Source organism: Streptomyces diversicolor (assembly GCF_057537855.1).
Genome location: NZ_BAAJXA010000062.1, coordinates 26,741 through 39,852, shown reverse-complemented (window position 1 = coordinate 39,852; position 13,112 = coordinate 26,741). Strand labels below are relative to the sequence as shown.

Annotated in this window: 11 protein-coding genes, 1 rRNA gene and 1 pseudogene; 10 read left to right on the top strand and 3 right to left on the bottom strand. The window is 73.2% G+C overall.

Features of this window, described 5'->3' with window-relative positions:
- Positions 1–108 precede the first annotated feature (108 nt).
- Positions 109–225, top strand: a 5S ribosomal RNA gene (gene rrf / locus AC27LF_RS41900).
- Between the two features lie 29 nt (positions 226–254).
- Here the strand turns inward: rrf and AC27LF_RS41895 are convergent.
- On the bottom strand, positions 255–1,196 hold the full coding sequence (locus AC27LF_RS41895) for a hypothetical protein (protein WP_479659455.1): 942 nt from the start codon (positions 1,194–1,196) through the stop codon (positions 255–257).
- Positions 1,197–1,466: 270 nt separating this feature from the next.
- Here AC27LF_RS41895 and AC27LF_RS41890 point away from each other — a divergent pair, with 270 nt between their 5' ends.
- Positions 1,467–2,282 carry a tetratricopeptide repeat protein gene (locus AC27LF_RS41890; RefSeq protein WP_479659446.1) on the top strand — a complete coding sequence of 272 codons (816 nt, stop codon included), beginning with the start codon at positions 1,467–1,469 and terminating at the stop codon, positions 2,280–2,282.
- 102 nt (positions 2,283–2,384) lie between these two features.
- On the opposite strand, the gene AC27LF_RS41885 is transcribed toward AC27LF_RS41890, so the two are convergent.
- Entirely contained in the window at positions 2,385–3,668 is a 1,284-nt protein-coding gene (locus AC27LF_RS41885) for a DUF1015 family protein (RefSeq protein WP_479659341.1), read from the bottom strand.
- A 72-nt stretch (positions 3,669–3,740) separates the two neighbouring features.
- Here AC27LF_RS41885 and AC27LF_RS41880 point away from each other — a divergent pair, with 72 nt between their 5' ends.
- The 4 genes from AC27LF_RS41880 to AC27LF_RS41865 all read left to right on the top strand — a co-directional run bounded on the left by AC27LF_RS41880 (position 3,741) and on the right by AC27LF_RS41865 (position 7,839).
- Entirely contained in the window at positions 3,741–4,769 is a 1,029-nt protein-coding gene (locus AC27LF_RS41880) for an HAD hydrolase-like protein (protein WP_479659342.1), read from the top strand.
- A 63-nt stretch (positions 4,770–4,832) separates the two neighbouring features.
- Positions 4,833–5,876 (top strand): FecCD family ABC transporter permease, encoded by a 1,044-nt coding sequence (locus AC27LF_RS41875; RefSeq protein WP_479659343.1) that lies wholly within the window; start codon positions 4,833–4,835, stop codon positions 5,874–5,876.
- 59 nt (positions 5,877–5,935) lie between these two features.
- A complete protein-coding gene (locus tag AC27LF_RS41870) occupies positions 5,936–6,964 on the top strand; it encodes a FecCD family ABC transporter permease (protein WP_479659447.1) in 1,029 nt (342 codons plus the stop codon).
- Entirely contained in the window at positions 6,961–7,839 is an 879-nt protein-coding gene (locus AC27LF_RS41865) for an ABC transporter ATP-binding protein (RefSeq protein WP_479659344.1), read from the top strand. Before AC27LF_RS41870 ends, AC27LF_RS41865 begins: the two co-directional genes overlap by 4 nt.
- Positions 7,840–7,963: 124 nt before the next feature.
- Here AC27LF_RS41865 and AC27LF_RS41860 read toward each other — a convergent pair whose 3' ends face one another.
- On the bottom strand, positions 7,964–8,311 hold the full coding sequence (locus AC27LF_RS41860; protein WP_479659345.1) for an SCP2 sterol-binding domain-containing protein: 348 nt from the start codon (positions 8,309–8,311) through the stop codon (positions 7,964–7,966).
- A 255-nt stretch (positions 8,312–8,566) separates the two neighbouring features.
- Between AC27LF_RS41860 and AC27LF_RS41855 the strand changes: the two are divergent.
- The 4 genes and pseudogenes from AC27LF_RS41855 to recN all read left to right on the top strand — a co-directional run.
- A pseudogene (locus AC27LF_RS41855) lies at positions 8,567–8,806 on the top strand (hypothetical protein); the annotation flags it as partial.
- A 7-nt stretch (positions 8,807–8,813) separates the two neighbouring features.
- Positions 8,814–9,629: a TlyA family RNA methyltransferase gene (locus tag AC27LF_RS41850; RefSeq protein ID WP_479659346.1), complete on the top strand. Its 816-nt coding sequence runs from the start codon at positions 8,814–8,816 to the stop codon at positions 9,627–9,629.
- On the top strand, positions 9,626–10,531 hold the full coding sequence (locus tag AC27LF_RS41845; protein ID WP_479659347.1) for an NAD kinase: 906 nt from the start codon (positions 9,626–9,628) through the stop codon (positions 10,529–10,531). Before AC27LF_RS41850 ends, AC27LF_RS41845 begins: the two co-directional genes overlap by 4 nt.
- A gap of 270 nt (positions 10,532–10,801) precedes the next feature.
- On the top strand, positions 10,802–12,544 hold the full coding sequence (gene recN / locus AC27LF_RS41840) for a DNA repair protein RecN (RefSeq protein WP_479659348.1): 1,743 nt from the start codon (positions 10,802–10,804) through the stop codon (positions 12,542–12,544).
- Positions 12,545–13,112: the final 568 nt, after the last annotated feature.

The window sequence follows — 13,112 nt, the reverse complement described above, 5'->3', positions numbered from 1 at the left end:
ATAGAGGCTCGCGTCCACTGTGTCAGTTCTGAGGCAACGAACGGTTTGCCGGCTTCGAGCAGAACAGACAATTGAAGAGTGTGCTTGTTCGCTCGAAACCATTAGGGTTTCGGTGGTCATAGCGTGAGGGAAACGCCCGGTTACATTCCGAACCCGGAAGCTAAGCCTTACAGCGCCGATGGTACTGCAGGGGGGACCCTGTGGGAGAGTAGGACACCGCCGAACAATCTTTGAGGACCCCTGGTCACCAGCGTTCAGCTGGGACCAGGGGTCCTTTTGTTTTTACAATGCTTGCGGTACCGAAGACAGGAGTCACCATGTCCACCAACTCTCCCGACGATCGACCGGAGCGCGACCAGCGGCGACGGGACAGTGGTGACCGCGGTGACCGTGGCGGCTACCGGGGTGGCCCGCAGCGCGGCAACGACCGTGGCGAGCGCGGCGGTTACGGCCGCCGAGACGACCGGGGCGGCGACCGGGGCGGTGACCGTGGCCGTGGTTTCCGGCGCGACGGGGACCGGCCGGCGTATCGCCGTGACGACCGGGGCGAGCGGGGTGATCGGGGCGAGCGGCGTGACGACGACCGTCGCCATCGCCGCGACGACGACCGTGGCGAGCGTGGTGGGTACGGCGGGTACGCCCGCCGCGACGACCGCGGTGGTCAGGGGGGCCGTGATGACCGGGGCCACGGTGGCTTCCGGCGGGACGACCGCGGTGACCGCGGTGGTTTCCGCCGTGAGGACAGCCGTGGTGAGCAGCGGGGCGACCGCGGAGGCTTCCGTGGCCGGGACGACCGCGACCGAGGCTTCCGCCGTGACGACCGTCGCGACGACCGGCGCGGTGGAGAACGTCCCGACTTCCGCCGCGATGACCGCCGTGACGACCGGGACCGTGGCTTCCGCCGCGATGACCGCCGTGACGACCGGGACCGTGGCTTCCGCCGTGACGACCGTCGCGATGACCGTGACCGTGGGTTCCGCCGGGATGACCGTGACCGTGGTTTCCGGGGTGATGATCGCCGGGATGACCGTGACCGTGGTTTCCGGCGTGATGATCGCCGGGATGACCGTGCCGGTGGTTTCCGGGGTGACGACCGGCGGGACGAGCGGGACCGTGGCTTCCGGCGTGATGACCGCCGCGATGACCGGGACCGTGGCTTCCGCCGTGATGACCGTGGTGACCGTGGTGGGTTCCATGGGCGGGACGACCGCCGTGACGACCGCCGTGACGACCGTCGCGACGATCGGCGTGAGTTCCGGCGTGACGACCGCGGTGAGCGCGGTGGATTCCGTGCTCGGGACGAGCGCCGTGACGATCGGCGGGACGATCGGGGGCGTGGTTTTCGTCGGGATGACCGGGGTGGCCGGCCCGGTGGTGGGTTCCGTGGTCGGGACGACCGGCGCGGTGGCGGGGGCCGCTTCCGTGAGGACCGTGAGCGCGACCGGGACCGTGAGCCGATCAAGCGGCTGCCGATCCCGGAGGACGTCACGGGTGACGAGATCGACAAGGACGTACGGCAGGAACTGCAGAGCCTGCCCAAGACGCTCGCCGACGACGTCGCCAGGAACCTGGTGATGGTGGCCCGGCTGATCGACGAGGACCCCGAGGGCGCGTACGGCTACTCCAAGGTGGCCCTGCGGCTGGCGTCGCGGGTCGCCGCCGTACGGGAGGCGGCCGGGTTCGCCGCGTACGCCAACCAGAAGTACGCGGAGGCGCTTGCCGAGTTCCGGGCGGCGCGGCGGATGACGGGGAACGTCGACCTGTGGCCCGTGATGGCCGACTGCGAGCGGGGGCTCGGCCGGCCGGAGAAGACGCTCGACATGGCCGGCGCCCCCGAGGTGCACAAGCTGGACAAGGCGGGGCAGGTCGAGATGCGGCTGGTCGCGGCCGGCGCCCGGCGCGACATGGGCCAGCTGGACGCGGCCATCGTGACGCTGCAGAGCCCCGAGCTGGCCTCCAACTCGGTACAGCCGTGGACCGCGCGCCTGCGGTACGCCTACGCGGACGCGCTGCTCGCCGCCGGGCGGGAGGACCAGGCCCGCGAGTGGTTCGCCAAGGCCGTCGAGGCCGACCGGGACGGCAGCACGGACGCCTCGGACCGGCTGGCCGAGCTGGACGGCGTGGAGTTCGTCGACGCGCTGGACGAGCAGGTGGGCGCCGAGGACGACGCCGGCGCCGAGGGCCCGCGCGGTGCCGCGGCGAAGCAAGACAAGCAAGACAAGGAAGACAAGGAAGACAAGGAAGAGAAGGAAGAGCTGGAAGACGACGGCGACAAGGACTGACGCACGCCGTCGCAAGAGGCCCAAGTCGCAAGAGGCCCAGTCGAGAGACGCCTGGGTCGAAAGGGGCCCGCGCCGAAGTCTTTCGGCCCGGGCCCCGGCGGTTCAGAGGTCCAGGACCCGCAGGACCAGGCCCGATGCCGGCTTCGGGCCGAACGACGTCGACTTGCGGGGCATGGTCACGCCCTGCCGGGCCAGGTCGCGTACGACGTCCTCGTGGACCGGGTGCATCAGGACCGCCGTACCGCCGTCGCGCTCCGCCTTCGCGACGGTGGCGGCCGTGTCGTGGATGTAGGCGATGTGCGCCGGTGAGTCCTCGGGGATGCGCCAGACGTGGTCGAGGAGCGTGGCGTGCAGGACCGTGGCGTCGAGGCCGCGCCAGGCGGCTGGCCGGTCGGCGGGCACCGTACGGGCCAGCAGGCCGGGGTCCGGACGGTCGACGAGGTGGAAGGCGCCGTCGCCCGCGAGCAGGAAGGCGTTGCCGGCGTACGCCGCCTCGGCCAGGGCCGCCAGCGCGTCCGGCAGCGGCGTGGTCAGGTGGCGTACCCGGAAGAGTCCGTCCAGGGCGGACAGCGCGCTCGCCACCGGGAGCCGGTGCAGCAGGCGGTGGATGGCGCGGACGCGCAGCGGATAGCGGGCCGTGTCCACCAGGAGGACCAGTCCGTAGTCCCAGGGGCTGGGTGACGGGTGCTCCGCGCGCAGCCGCAGACAGGTGGCCCAGCGGTGGTGGCCGTCGGCGATCAGGGCCTGGTGGTGGGCGAGGTCCGTCTGCACGCGGGCCACGTCGTCCGGGTCGGTGACCGACCACAGGAGGTGGCGGAAGCCGTCCTCGGTGGTCGTGGCGAGCAGCGGGGCGCGCAGCGCGGTGCGTTCCACGACATCGGCCGCGGAGCCGTTGCCGTGGTAGGTCAGGAGCAGCGGTTCGAGGTTGGCGCAGGTGGCGCGCATCAGGGCGGCGCGGTCCGCGACGACGGGCGGCATGACCTCCTCGTGCGGCAGGACGACGCCCTCGGCCGGTTCCGACAGGCGCAGGGCGCCGATGATGCCGCGCTGGAGCATGCCGTCGCCGTCGCGCTGCTCGTAGACGTACAGCCCCGGTTCGGGGTCGGGGGCCAGCACGCCCTCGGCCAGCCAGTGGTGCAGGGTCTCGGCCGCCTGTTTGTTGCTTTCGGTGGGCGTGTCCGCCTGCGGAAGAATCAGCCGGACGATGTTGTGGGGATCGGCCGACTGGAGGTGTCGCACCCCGTCCGGACGGACCACGACGTCGTACGGCGGAGACGTCACGGCGGCCAGACTTCCGACCCGTTCGGGGTCGTAGCGCAGGCCGCGGAACGGGGTGAGTTCCAGGCCGCGGCGCGTCTTTGCTTCCGGGTGACCTGCTGTGTTCATCCCGGCATCGTACGTGCGTCGGTGGCATGCGGGATGATCGGAGGAAAACGGCGCAGCGAGGAGCGATGCGGAATGAGCCAGGGCGTCAGGACGAGGCCCGAGGGCAGTGGGCGGCCCCTGAGCGAGGCGTACGACACGGCGCTGCTCGATCTGGACGGGGTGGTGTACGCGGGCGGGAACGCCATCGTGCACGCGGTCGAGTCGCTGGCGGCGGCCCGCACGGGCGGGATGCGTCTGGCGTACGTCACGAACAACGCGCTGCGCACCCCGGACACCGTGGCCGCGCACCTGACCGAGCTGGGCGTCCCGTCCGGGGCCGGGGACGTCATCACCTCCGCGCAGGCGGTGGCGCGGCTGATCGGCGAGCAGGTGCAGCCGGGCGCGCGGGTGCTGGTGATCGGCGGTGAGGGGCTGCGGTCGGCGCTGCGCGAGCGCGGTCTGCGGCCGGTGGAGTCCGCGGACGACGACCCGGCGGCGGTCGCGCAGGGGTACGGCGGGCCGGACCTGCCCTGGGGCAGGCTCGCGGAGGCGTGCTACGCCGTGGCGCGTGGCGTGCCGTGGTTCGCCTCCAACACGGATCTGACGATTCCCAGCGGACGCGGGATCGCCCCGGGCAACGGTGCCGCGGTGGAGGTGGTGCGGATCGCCACGGGCGCCGAGCCCCAGGTGGCCGGCAAGCCGCTGCCGCCCATGCACCGGGAGACGATCCTGCGGACCGGGGCGGTGCGCCCGCTCGTCGTCGGGGACCGGCTGGACACGGACATCGAGGGCGCGTTCAACGGCGGCGTCGACTCGCTGCTCGTGCTGACGGGCGTCACCGACGCTGCCCAGCTGCTCGCCGCGCCGCCCCGGCACCGGCCCACCTATGTGGACGCCGACCTGCGCGGTCTGCTCACGGGACAGCCGGAGGTCGCCGAGGACGACGCGGGTTTTCGCTGCGCGGGCTGGACGGCGACGGCCACCGACGGCCGGCTGGAGCTGACGGGCGACGGCGCGGCGGTGGACGGGCTGCGCGCCCTGTGCGCGGCGGCCTGGACGGCGGCCGGCCCGGGTTCCTGCGAGCTGGACGGGGGTAAGGCGCTTGCGCGGCTCGCGCTGTGAGGCCGGGCGGCCGGGCGGGACTCGGCATCGAGAAGTGATACGAGGGTAGGCTAACCTAACCTCGTGTTGGTCGACAGTCCTCCCGAAGAGCGCTCGGAGCATGCCTCCGCGCCCCCAATCCGTCGTACGGCGCGGGCCCTTGGGCTCCTCGTCGCCGTCGCGGTCCTGCTGCTCGTCGCCTTGGCGAGCATCGCGATCGGGGCGAAAGAGCTGTCGCTTGAGCAGGTCTGGCACGGGTTGTTCCACGATGCGGGCACCTACGGCGACGTGGTCGTCGACCAGCGGCTGTCCCGCACCGTCCTCGGGCTGCTCGTCGGCGCCGCGCTCGGCCTGTCCGGGGCGGTGTTGCAGGCGCTCACCCGCAATCCGCTGGCGGACCCCGGACTGCTCGGCATCAACGCGGGCGCGTCCGCCGCGGTCGTCACGGCCATGACCTTCTTCGGCGTCACCAGCCTGAACGGCTACGTGTGGTTCGCGTTCGCGGGCGCCGCCGCCGTCGGCGCCCTCGTGTGGTTCCTCGGCGGCAGCCGGGGCGCCACCCCCGTGCGGCTCGCACTCGCCGGTACGGCGATCAGCGCCGCCCTGTACGGCTATCTCCAGGCCGTGATGATCACGGACGACGCGGCGCTGGGCAAGATGCGCTTCTGGACGGTGGGTTCACTGGCCTCGGCCACCGACTCGACCATCGTGCAGGTCCTGCCGTTCCTCGCCTCCGGCACGGTCCTCGCGCTGCTGCTCGCCCGGCCGCTGAACGCCGTCGCCATGGGCGACGACACCGCCCGCGCCCTCGGCGCCGACCTCAACCGCACCCGCGCGCTGGCCATGCTCGCCGCGACCGTGCTGTGCGGCGCCGCGACCGCGGCCTGCGGGCCCATCGTGTTCGTCGGTCTGATGGTGCCGCACGCCGTGCGCTCCTTCACCGGCCCCGACCTGCGCTGGATCCTGCCGTACGCGACCGTCCTGTCGCCCGTGCTGCTGCTCGGCGCCGATGTCCTCGGGCGGGTCGTCGCGCGCCCCGCGGAACTCCAGGTGGGCATCGTCACCGCGATCATCGGCGGCCCGGTCTTCATCTTTCTCGTACGACGGCGGAGGACGGCGCAGCTGTGAAGACCCATCAGACGAACCGCGCGAACCGCGCGAACCGCGCGAACCGCGCGGGCCGCGCCGTGCGCGCCGTGCGCACCCCCGGAGGGCTCTCCCTGCGGCTGGATCCCCGCGCCCTGATCGTCGTCGTCCTGCTGATCGTCGCCGCAGGGGCCGCGAGCGTGCTGCTGATCGGCACCGGCGACGCCGTGATCCCGGCCGGCGACGTCCTGCGCACCCTCGTCGGGAACGGCACCCCGTTCCAGGAGTTCATCGTCAACGAACTGCGGCTGCCGCGCGTTCTGGTCGGCCTGCTGGTCGGCGCCTCGCTCGGCCTCGGCGGCGCCCTGTTCCAGTCCGTGTCGCGCAACCCGCTGGGCAGCCCGGACGTGCTGGGCCTCTCGCAGGGCTCCTCGGCGGGCGCGCTCGTCGTGATCGTGCTCATGTCCGGTTCCGCCGTCTCGGTCACCGTCGGCGCGCTCGCCGGCGGTCTGCTCACCGGGCTCGCCATCTACCTGCTCGCCTGGAAGCGGGGCGTGCACGGCTACCGGCTGGTCCTGGTCGGCATCGGCGTCAACGCGGTGGTCACCGCCGTCAACGGCTATCTGCTCACCAAGGCCGACCTGGTCGAGGCCGCCCGCGCCGTGGTGTGGATGACGGGGTCCCTCAACGGCCGTGACTGGAGCCAGGTCTGGCCGCTGCTCGGGCTGTGCGCCGTCCTCGTACCGGTCGTCCTCGTCAACGCGCGGGGGCTGCGGATGACGGAGATGGGCGACGACGTCTCGTACGCCCTCGGAGTCCGTGTCGAGCGGGTACGGATGCTGATGCTGGTGGCGGCCGTGCTGCTCACCGCGGGCGCGACCGCCGCCGCGGGGCCCGTCAGCTTCGTGGCGCTCACCGCGCCGCAGCTCGCCCGGCGCCTGACCCGCTCGCCGGGCCCCAACCTGGTGCCCGCCCTGTGCATGGGCGCCGTCCTGCTGGTCACCGCCGACTGGGCCGCGCAGCGCGTCTTCGGCGCCGACCAGTTGCCCGTCGGCGTGGTCACCGGCGTCCTCGGCGGCGGCTATCTGCTGTGGCTGCTGGTCACCGAGCGCAGAGCGGGCCGCATATGAGCGGCGTCGATGAAACCGGCGGCGCACCCCACGAGAACACCCGAAGGAGCACCGTGAACCGCCTGTCCGCGGAGAACGTCACCCTCGCCTACGACCAGCGCGTCATCGCCGAGCAGTTGTCGGTGGAGATCCCCGACAACTCCTTCACGGTGATCGTCGGCCCGAACGCGTGCGGCAAGTCGACCCTGCTGCGGGCGCTGTCGCGGATGCTGAAGCCGGCCACGGGCCGGGTGCTCCTGGACGGGCAGGTCATCCAGTCGATGCCCGCGAAGCAGGTCGCGCGCACCCTGGGCCTGCTGCCCCAATCGTCCATCGCGCCCGACGGGATCACCGTGGGCGACCTGGTGGGCCGCGGCCGGTATCCGCACCAGGGGATCCTGCGCCAGTGGTCGGCCGAGGACGAGCGGGTGGTGCGGGAGGCCATGACGCAGACCGGCGTCGCCGAACTGGCCGACCGCTATGTCGACGAGCTGTCCGGCGGTCAGCGGCAGCGGGTGTGGATCGCCATGGCGCTGGCCCAGCAGACCCCGCTGCTGCTGCTCGACGAGCCGACCACCTATCTGGACATCCAGCACCAGATCGACGTCCTCGACCTGTGCGCCGAACTCCACGAGCAGCAGGGCCGCACCCTGGTCGCGGTGCTGCACGACCTCAACCACGCGGCCCGGTACGCCACCCATCTCATCGCCCTGCGGGCCGGCCGGATCATCGCCGAGGGCGCGCCGGGCGACGTGGTCACCGCCGACCTGGTGGAGGAGGTCTTCGGACTGCGCTGCCAGGTCATCGACGACCCGGAGACGGGCACCCCGCTGGTGGTCCCGGCGGCCCGCAAGGCACGCGCACGCGCACGCGTGCCGGCCGGCGACGCCTCCTGAGTCCCCGCCGGGCCTGGTCGCCGCGCGGGCGCTCCGGAGGGGTCCGCGGGCCGGGCCTCGCCGGGTCCAAGTGCCGCGACAGGCGACGTCCGCGCTGGACCGCAGCGGACCTCACTGGACCTGCTCAGAGGAGTTTCCGCAGCCGGAACAGGTCGAGCAGGTTCGCCTCCAGCTTCACCCGGCCCGAGCCCCACGCCTTGGCGAAGTGCAGCTCGCCGTCGACCAGGGCCACCAGGTCCTCACCGGCCATGGCGAGTCTGATCTGCGCCTTGGAGACCGGCGGCCCCTGGCGGGTGTCGTCGATCTCGATCCGGCCGCCGGTCATCCGGCCGGTGAAGGTGACGTCCAGGTCGGTGATGTGGCAGCTCACCGAGCGGTCCAGGGACGCGGCGTCGCGGACGTCGCCCTCGGCCGACTGCATGCTGTCCGAAAGTTTTTCGAGTGCGGCGCGGCACTCCTCGATCGTGGCCATCGCGACCGACGGTACCCCAGGGCTTCGGGGTAGCGTCTGGGCATGAGCGACACTGCCCCCGAGACCGGGCCCCGGGCGGACGCGACGGTTCCGGAACCGCGGCCCCCGCTCCGGACCGGGAACGAGAACTCGTACGAGACCCAGTACGAGACCCCGCGCGAGGACCCGTACCAGCCAGGGGACGAACACCGGCCCGAGGACGGGGCCGGGCCCGGGCACGAGCCACCGGACGGGTACGGGCCCGGGCCCCACGCCGCCGGCGATCCGGAGCCCGACCCGGCCGCCCCGGCACCGCTGAACGTCCCGCGCACCCCCACCGGCTCCGCCGAGGTCGACGCCGGCCTTGAGCGGCTGGCCGACGCCGACCACCTCGCCACGGACGGCCACATCGAGGTGTACGAGGATGTACACAGGGGTCTGCGCGACGCGCTCACCGCGCTCGACGCCCGCCCCGGTCCGCCGGCGCCCCCGAGGCCGTACGAAGTCAGGAGCTGAACCGAACGTGGCAGGAGTCGCACGCCGCCGTCTCGACGCGGAACTGGTCCGCCGCAAGCTCGCGCGCTCGCGCGAGCACGCGAGCCAGCTGATCGCCGCCGGCCGCGTGTCCGTCGGCAGGACCGTCGCGACCAAGCCCGCCACCCAGGTCGAGACCGCAGCGGCGATCGTCGTCGCCGCAGACGACGGCGATCCGGAGTACGTCTCCCGGGGCGGCCACAAGCTCGCCGGGGCGCTCGCGGCCTTTGTGCCGCGAGGGCTCCTCGTCGAGGGCCGGCGGGCGTTGGACGCCGGAGCGTCCACCGGCGGCTTCACCGACGTGCTGCTGCGCGCGGGCGCCGCGCACGTCGTCGCCGTCGACGTCGGATACGGACAACTCGCCTGGTCCCTCCGCAACGATGAACGCGTCACCGTCAAGGACCGTACGAACGTACGCGAGTTGACGCTTGAAGCGATCGATGGGGAGCCTGTGGATCTTGTCGTGGGGGATCTGTCCTTCATCCCGCTCGGGCTGGTGCTGCCCGCTCTGAAGCGGTGTGCGACGCCGGACGCCGACCTGGTGATGATGGTCAAGCCGCAGTTCGAGGTGGGCAGGGAGCGGCTGGGCAGCGGGGGAGTCGTGCGCAGCCCGCAGTTGCGGGCCGAGGCCGTGCGCGCGGTGGCCGCCACGGCGTGGGAGCTGGGACTCGGGGCCCACGGGGTCACCGCGAGTCCGCTGCCCGGGCCGTCCGGCAATGTCGAATACTTTCTCTGGCTGCGGGCCGGGGCACCGGAACTGGACCCGGCCGACGTTGACCGTGCAGTGGCGGAGGGGCCGCGTTGACACACAACCACGCTCGTACTGTTTTCCTGCTCGCCCACACCGGGCGTCCGGCGGCGATCCGCAGCGCCGAACTGGTGGTCAAGGGGCTGCTGCGGTCCGGCATCGGGGTGCGGGTGCTGGAGCACGAGGCGATCGACCTGCCGCTGCCGGAGGAGGTCGAACTGGTCAAGGAGGCGACCCCGCAGTGCCTCGACGGCTGCGAGCTGCTGATCGTCCTCGGCGGCGACGGGACGCTGCTGCGCGGCGCGGAGTTCGCGCGGGCCTCCGGAGTGCCGATGCTCGGCGTCAACCTCGGCAGCGTCGGCTTCCTCGCGGAGGCCGAGCGGGACGACCTCGACAAGGTCGTCGACCGGGTGGTGAGCAAGGCGTACGAGGTCGAGGAGCGGATGACCGTCGACGTCGTCGTGCACCGCAACGGGGACATCGTGCACACGGACTGGGCGCTGAACGAGGCCGCCGTGCAGAAGATGTCCGCCGAGAAGCTGCTGGAGGTCGTGCTGGAGATCGACGGGCGGCCGGTGACCGGCTTCGGCTGCGACGGGATCGTGCTGTCGACGCCCACCGGGTCGACCGCGTACGCCTTCTCGGCCGGCGGGCCCGTGGTGTGGCCCGAGGTGGAGGCGCTGCTCATGGTGCCGATCTCCGCGCACGCGCTGTTCGCGAAGCCGCTGGTGACCTCGCCGGATTCGGTGCTCGCGGTGGAGGTGCTGCCGCACATCCAGCCGGGGGTGCTGTGGTGCGACGGGCGGCGCACCATCGAACTGCCGCCCGGGGCGCGGGTCGAGGTGCGCCGGGGTGCGGTGCCGGTGCGGCTGGCGCGGCTGCACCACGCGTCGTTCACCGACCGGCTGGTGGCCAAGTTCGCGCTGCCGGTCTCCGGGTGGCGGGGGGCCCCACGCTGACGCTCCGCCGGGTGGGGCGGCGTCGCGTCGTTGGCTGTCCGCGGCGGCGTTGCGGCTGGTCGCTCCGCCGAGTTCTCGGCTTCGCTCGAACGCTCGAACAGGGGGGACCCCCGTCGCGGCGGAGCCGTACATCGCCACAGCCCCGCGCCCGTCACACGCCCCTTCGGGGCGGGTGAGGGGCGGGTGAGGGGTGTCCGTGATGCGTAATCGTCACCTGCGCCTTCACACGATGGTGGCGGGGGCCGTCGCACTTCTCCGCTCGGACCTCGTATGGTCGTGTCCGTGTTGGAGGAGATGCGGATACGGTCGCTCGGAGTCATCGACGACGCCGTTGTCGAGCTGTCGCCCGGGTTCACCGCCGTCACCGGTGAGACGGGTGCCGGCAAGACCATGGTGGTCACCAGCCTGGGACTGCTGCTGGGCGGGCGCGCGGATCCGGCGCTCGTGCGGATCGGCGCCGAGAAGGCCGTGGTCGAGGGGCGGGTGACCGTCCCCGCGGACGCGTCCGCCGCCGTGCGCGCGGAGGAGGCCGGGGCCGAGCTGGACGACGGGGCGCTGCTCATCAGCCGTACCGTCTCCGCCGAGGGGCGCTCGCGGGCCCACCTCGGCGGGCGCAGCGTACCCGTCGGGGTGCTCGCCGAGCTGGCCGACGAACTGGTCGCCGTGCACGGGCAGACCGACCAGCAGGGGCTGCTCAAGCTGTCCCGGCAGCGGCAGGCGCTGGACCGGTACGCGGGCGACGCGGTCGCCGGGCCGCTCGCCAAGTACACGGAGGCGTACCGGCGGCTGCGGACGGTCGCGGCCGAGCTGGAGGAGATCGTCACACGCGCGCGTGAGCGCGCCCAGGAAGCCGACATGCTGCGCTACGGGCTCGACGAGATCGCCGGCGTCGAGCCCAGGCCCGGCGAGGACGTGGAACTCGCGGAGGAGGCGGAACGGCTCGGGCACGCCGAGGCGCTGTCCTCGGCCGCGACCGCCGCGCACGCCGCCCTCGCGGGCAACCCCGAGGACCCCGAGGGCATCGACGCGGCGACCCTCGTCGCGGGCGCGCACCGCGCCCTGGAGGCCGTACGCTCCCACGACCCGGAGCTGGCCTCGCTCGCCGACCGGATCGGCGAGATCGGGATCCTGCTGGGTGACGTGGCGGGCGAGCTGGCCGGGTACGCCGACGACCTGGACGCCGATCCGCTGCGGCTCGCGGCCGTGGAGGAGCGCAGGGCGGCGCTGGGCGCCCTGACGCGCAAGTACGGCGAGGACATCGGCGCCGTGCTCGCCTGGGCCGAGCAGGGCGCCGCGCGGCTGACCGAACTCGACGGCGACGACGAGCGGATCGACGAGCTGACCGCGGAGCGCGACGCGCTGCGCAGCGAACTGGGCGGTCTCGCACAGGCGTTGACGGACGCGCGGACGGAGGCCGCGGAACGGTTCGCCGCCGCCGTGACCGCCGAGCTGGCCTCGCTCGCCATGCCGCACGCGCGCGTCTCCTTCGCGCTGCGGCAGACCGAGGACCCGGAAGGCGTCGAGGTCGGCGGGCGCGCGGTCGCCTACGGGCCGTCGGGCGTGGACGAGGTGGAACTGCTGCTCGCCCCGCACCCCGGCGCGCCGCCCCGGCCCATCGCCAAGGGGGCGTCCGGCGGTGAGCTGTCGCGCGTGATGCTCGCCGTGGAGGTCGTCTTCGCGGGCACGGACCCGGTGCCGACGTATCTCTTCGACGAGGTCGACGCCGGTGTCGGCGGCAAGGCGGCGGTGGAGATCGGGCGCCGGCTGGCCCGGCTCGCCAGGACGGCACAGGTCGTGGTCGTCACCCACCTGCCGCAGGTGGCCGCCTTCGCCGACCGGCAGTTGCTCGTCGAGAAGACCAACGACGGCTCGGTCACCCGGTCGGGTGTGAAGGTGCTGGAGGGCGAGGACCGCATTCGCGAGCTGTCCCGGATGCTGGCCGGTCAGGAGGACTCCGAGACGGCGCGCGCGCACGCGGAGGAACTGCTGGCCACGGCCCGGGCCGACGGATAACGGCGGGGAGTCGGGGACACACCGGTGATCACCAGCGGCCGCGACGGCGGGACCCTCGTCCTCGCCGCCGTGCTCACCCGCGCGGTGGGCGCCGCGCCACGGCGCCGGGCGGCCGGGAGCGCCGGGAGCGGACCGACTACACCGGGCGCACCCTCGGCTGGTACACGTGCCCGGCAACCGCGCCGGCGGCCACGGCGGAGGCGGCACGCGCCCACCCCACCGCCGCACCCACCGCCGGGGCCCGCGGCATCGCCCCCGGCCGACCCCGGCAGGATGACCCGAGCCGACGGAACGGTCGGAGGCGTCCGGACGGTCCGAGTCGGCAGGACGGCTCCGGCCGACAGGGACGTACGGGTCGGCGGGGCGATCCGCCTCGGCGGCATGGCCAGAGCCGACCGGATGGTTCGAGCCGGCGGGACGGCCCAAGCCGGCGGGCCGGTCAGAACTGGCCGGTTGCGCTCGGGCCGGGCCCGCTGGGCGATCCGCGGCGATCCGACGGTTCGGCCTCGCTGGGCTGAGTGAGGGGGACTGGTGGGGTTCGGGTGGGGGTTCGGGGGGTCGCTCGTGT

What these genes read in the sequence shown, in the direction of transcription:
- AC27LF_RS41880 (WP_479659342.1), top strand. Translation starts at nt 3,741, where the DNA reads ATGAGCCAGGGCGTCAGGACGAGGCCCGAGGGCAGTGGGCGGCCCCTG.
- AC27LF_RS41860 (WP_479659345.1), bottom strand. Translation starts at nt 8,311, where the DNA reads ATGGCCACGATCGAGGAGTGCCGCGCCGCACTCGAAAAACTTTCGGAC.
- AC27LF_RS41865 (WP_479659344.1), top strand. Translation starts at nt 6,961, where the DNA reads ATGAGCGGCGTCGATGAAACCGGCGGCGCACCCCACGAGAACACCCGA.
- AC27LF_RS41895 (WP_479659455.1), bottom strand. Translation starts at nt 1,196, where the DNA reads ATGGAACCCACCACGGTCACCACGGTCATCACGGCGGAAGCCACGGTC.
- AC27LF_RS41885 (WP_479659341.1), bottom strand. Translation starts at nt 3,668, where the DNA reads ATGAACACAGCAGGTCACCCGGAAGCAAAGACGCGCCGCGGCCTGGAA.
- recN (WP_479659348.1), top strand. Translation starts at nt 10,802, where the DNA reads ATGGTCGTGTCCGTGTTGGAGGAGATGCGGATACGGTCGCTCGGAGTC.